This is a genomic window from Kitasatospora nipponensis (assembly GCF_039528135.1).
In the GTDB taxonomy this organism is placed as follows: Bacteria; Actinomycetota; Actinomycetes; order Streptomycetales; family Streptomycetaceae; genus Kitasatospora; species Kitasatospora nipponensis.
Genome location: NZ_BAAALF010000355.1, coordinates 1 through 3769, shown reverse-complemented (window position 1 = coordinate 3769; position 3769 = coordinate 1). Strand labels below are relative to the sequence as shown.

General features: G+C 77.7%; 4 protein-coding genes and 1 pseudogene. 3 read left to right on the top strand and 2 right to left on the bottom strand.

Annotation, left to right across the window (positions count from 1 at the left end; genetic code table 11):
* Window positions 1–1022 (bottom strand): cell division protein PerM (locus tag ABD323_RS40005; protein WP_344447031.1); only part of this gene is annotated, 1022 nt, incomplete at its 3' end.
* Between the two features lie 131 nt (window positions 1023–1153).
* Here ABD323_RS40005 and ABD323_RS46135 point away from each other — a divergent pair.
* Together ABD323_RS46135 and ABD323_RS40000 are read left to right on the top strand one after the other, a co-directional pair.
* A pseudogene (locus ABD323_RS46135) lies at window positions 1154–1471 on the top strand (helix-turn-helix domain-containing protein); the annotation flags it as partial.
* 254 nt (window positions 1472–1725) lie between these two features.
* A complete protein-coding gene (locus ABD323_RS40000; RefSeq protein ID WP_344447030.1) occupies window positions 1726–3012 on the top strand; it encodes an RNA polymerase sigma factor in 1287 nt (428 codons plus the stop codon).
* Here ABD323_RS40000 and rpmB read toward each other — a convergent pair.
* Window positions 2987–3172 carry a 50S ribosomal protein L28 gene (gene rpmB / locus ABD323_RS39995; protein ID WP_035846000.1) on the bottom strand — a complete coding sequence of 62 codons (186 nt, stop codon included), beginning with the start codon at window positions 3170–3172 and terminating at the stop codon, window positions 2987–2989. The genes ABD323_RS40000 and rpmB overlap by 26 nt on opposite strands.
* 292 nt (window positions 3173–3464) lie before the next feature.
* On the opposite strand from rpmB, the gene ABD323_RS39990 reads away from it, so the two are divergent.
* Window positions 3465–3769: DAK2 domain-containing protein (locus ABD323_RS39990; RefSeq protein WP_344447029.1), on the top strand; the 305-nt coding region annotated here is incomplete at its 3' end.

The window sequence follows — 3769 nt, the reverse complement described above, 5'->3', positions numbered from 1 at the left end:
GGCCACGGCAGCGGCGCCCGGCCGGCCGCCCGGCCCAGCAGGACCGCCGCCACCGCGCCGGCCAGCAGCGGGAGCAGCAGCACCACCCGCTGCCAGCCCGACGCCGTCCCCGGGGCCAGCGCCAGCAGCGGGAAGTCCGGCAGCGCGCCGGTGACCAGGTGCCCGGGCGCCACCACCGTCCCGGTCCCGAGCTGGAACCCCGGGCCGAGCGCGTAGGCGGCGCTCCAGAGCACCGCGTTCGGCACCAGCAGCAGGCAGGTCAGCAGCAGGCACAGGGTGCCCGGCACGCTGCCGCCGGTGAGCGTCTGCACCTGCCGGCCGGTGGGACCGGCGTGCAGCAGCAGCGCGCCGGTGAAGAGCACCGCAGCGCCGGCCGTCAGCGTCAGCAGGGCGCCCGCCGCGGCCCGCAGCAGTTCGGCCGCACCGCCCTGCGGCGCGCCCGCGCCGGCCCACGGTGTCCAGTGCCCGGCCCGGCCGCGGCCCCACCGGGCGATCCGGTTGCGCACCCCCGGCCACCAGCGGGGACCGCTGCCGGCCCCGAGCGCCGCCGCGCCGTAGCCGACCAGCGCGATCGCCAGCAGGTCGGGCAGCGGCTCGGCCCGCAGGGCGCCGGTGGGCGTGCAGGCCAGCGCGACGGGCAGGGCCACCGCCAGGTAGCCCGCGCAGATCCCGGCCGGCACGCCCGAGACCCGCGCACCGGCCACCCGCGCCGCGCGGGCCGCGGCACGGCGCAGCAGGTGGACCAGGGCCAGCGTGAGCAGCAGCGGGGTGAGCGAGAGCGGCGTGGTGGCACCGCCGCGGGTCAGCGGCCCGCCGTGGGCCAGCAGCCACAGGCCGCCGGCCAGCCGGGCGGCGTCGCTGGCGCTGTCCTGCGGGGCGGCCGAGAGCACCCACAGGACCAGGACCGGGACGGCGGTCAGGGCGAGGCCGAGCAGGGCGGCGGTGGCTCCCGCGAGAACCGGCCCGGAGGCCGGTGCGCCGACGCCGCGCAGGATCGGACGGTCCATCAGGTGGTGCGTCATGGGCCCATGCTGCCAACGTCACCCGTCCTGCCCTGTGAAGGAGCGCGCGCTCGCCGTGTCCCGGATTATCTGGTTATGCGTCATATTTCTGCCCTTCAGCCCCGGTTCGGTCGAGACACCTCCGGCGCCGGGTGCGTCCAGGGAGGTCGGCGGTGACCTCGCCCCTGGAGGCCGCGAAGGCGAAATCGGCCGGCAAGCCCGCGGCCGCAGCCGCCGCAGCGGCCGCCGGAACCGGTGACGACACGACCGGCGGGTCGGGCGGGCCCGGCGGACCGTCGGCCCGGGTCGCGCGGCTGCGGCGGCGCCTCTCGCCGCGCGAGGCCCAGGCGCTGGACCTGCTGGCGGCGGGCGAGGACACCCGGGCGATCGCCGCCGCGCTGCGGGTCTCGCCGAGCACCGCCCGCACCCACCTGAACCGGGCGGTGCGCAAGCTCGGCGCGAGCTCCCGGGAGGAGGCGCTCGCCCTGCTCGCCGGCGGCCGGCCGGCGCAGCCGGCCCCGGCCGGGCCGACCTGCGCACCCGCGCCCGAGGCCGCACCCGCACCCGCGGCCACCACACCGGCAGCGGCAGCGGCAGCGGAACCGGCCGGGCCGGCCCCCCCCCCAAGCCGGCGCCCGAACGAGCCGCCGAGGCTGCCCCCGCCACCGCCGAACCCCCCGCCGCCGACCTCGTCACGCCCGAACTCCCCACCCCTGAGCCCACGTTGGCCGGCTACGAGGAACTGTACGCACGGTCGTACACCGAGCTGCTCCAGCAGACCTTCCTGCTCACCGGCGACCGCCGCCGCGCCGCCGGTGCCGTCCGGCGGGCCTTCGGCGCCGCCTGGAACCAGTGGGACGTGGTGGCCGCCGACCCCGACCCGCAGACCTGGCTCCGGGTGCGGGCCTTCGACACGGCGCTCTCCCCCTGGCGACCCGGCGGACCGCGCCGCACCCACGTCCGGCAGGTCCCGCACCTCCCGATCCGGGTGGCCCCGCTCGCCACCCCCGCGGACGGCGTGCCGGCCGCGAAGCCCGCAGCCGGCACGGGGTCGGCGGATGCCGGCGCACTGACGGACCGTGACCGCGCGCTGCTGACCGCCCTGGGCCGCATCTCCCGGCCGCGCCGCCGGGCCCTGGTCCTGCACGACGCGCTGGGCCTGTCGGTGCGGGCGATCGCCGCCGAGGTGGAGGCCAGCACCGCCGGGGCCGAGCAGCGGGTGCGGGCCGCCCGCGCCGAGCTGGCCCGTTCGGTGCCCGCGCTGGTCGGGACGGACCCCACGGCGGAGGGCTTCGCGCCGCTGCTGGGCGGCCTGCTCTACCGGGCGGCCGTCCGGGGCTGTCCCCCGCCGGGACCACCGCCGCTGCACCGGCGCCCGGCGGCCCCGCGCTCCACCCGCCCGCTGCGGGTCGCCGCCCGCCTGCGGGCCGCCGCGCTGCCGACCGCCGCCACGCTGCTCGTGCTGGCGACCGTGGGCGCGGTGGGCGGCACGCTGGCCGGCCACGGCCCGTCGGCCCTCTTCACCCCCAGGCCCACGCTGCCGGTGCCGCTCTGCACCACCGCCGCGAACGGCAGCGCCGTGCCGGCCGCGCCCGCCGCCGCGCCCGGCCTGCACAGCCTCTGGTGTCGCCCGGCCTGGCCCGCCGCCACCCCCGCCGCGCCCACGGCACCCCTGGCACCGGCGACACCCGTGGCGCCGGCCGACCAGGGCACCGACGGCGCCACCGACGCCCCCACCGACACCTCCGGCGACCCCGCCACCGCGGGGGACACCGGCGCCTCGCAGGACTCCGTCCAGCCCGGCCGGCACCACCCCCTCGTCCCGCGCCCCCGCCCGGCCCCATCCGGTCCGGGCGGCGGCACGGGTGCGGACAGCACTGAGGGGGGCCCGCGCGCGGGCCCCCCTCAGAGGTGCGGAAAAACAGTGAACCGGTCCATCCGGGGATGGACCGGTTCACTGGAGGACCGGCGTACCGGTCTGCGCGTCAGCGCGAGACCTTACCGGCCTTGATGCACGAGGTGCAGACGTTGAGCCGCTTCGGCGTCCGCCCGATCACAGCGCGCACCGTCTGGATGTTGGGGTTCCAACGACGACGGGTACGGCGGTGCGAGTGGGAGATGTTGTTGCCGAAGCCCGGCCCCTTGCCGCAGACGTCGCAGTTGGCAGCCACAGGAGTCACTCCAAGACTTCAGAATCATTTACGTTCGAAAACCCCGACCGAACCGCCCGGACCACTCGCGTGGACCGAATCGTTTCAAGGGGTGAGCCCGGGTTGTTCCAGGCAACCGGAGAAGCATACATCGGCTACTCCCGCTCCACGAAACTACCATGTCCGATCCCTTGATCGCTCCGCCGCCGGCGCCCGGCCGGGCCTCCTGCCAGCGCTGATCCCGCGGCGGCCCCGATAACCTGCCCCCGGGGCTCCCCGCTCCGTTCCCGTGCGTTCACCTGGAGGAGACCCGGTGCTGGACACGCTCGACGCTTCCGCGGTCCGCAACTGGTGCCGGCTGGCGCTGTCCGCCCTGGGCCAGGCCCGCGAGGAGATCGACGCGCTCAACGTCTACCCGGTGCCGGACGGGGACACCGGCACCAACCTCTACCTGACCGTCGAGTCGGCCACCACCGCCGTCGAGCGCTGCTTCGAGACATCGGCCGCGCCGGGACTGGAGAGCGTGGTCAAGGCGATGGCCAAGGGCGCGCTGCTCGGCGCGCGCGGCAACTCCGGGGTGATCCTGGCCCAGCTGCTGCGCGGGGTGGCCGAGGTGCT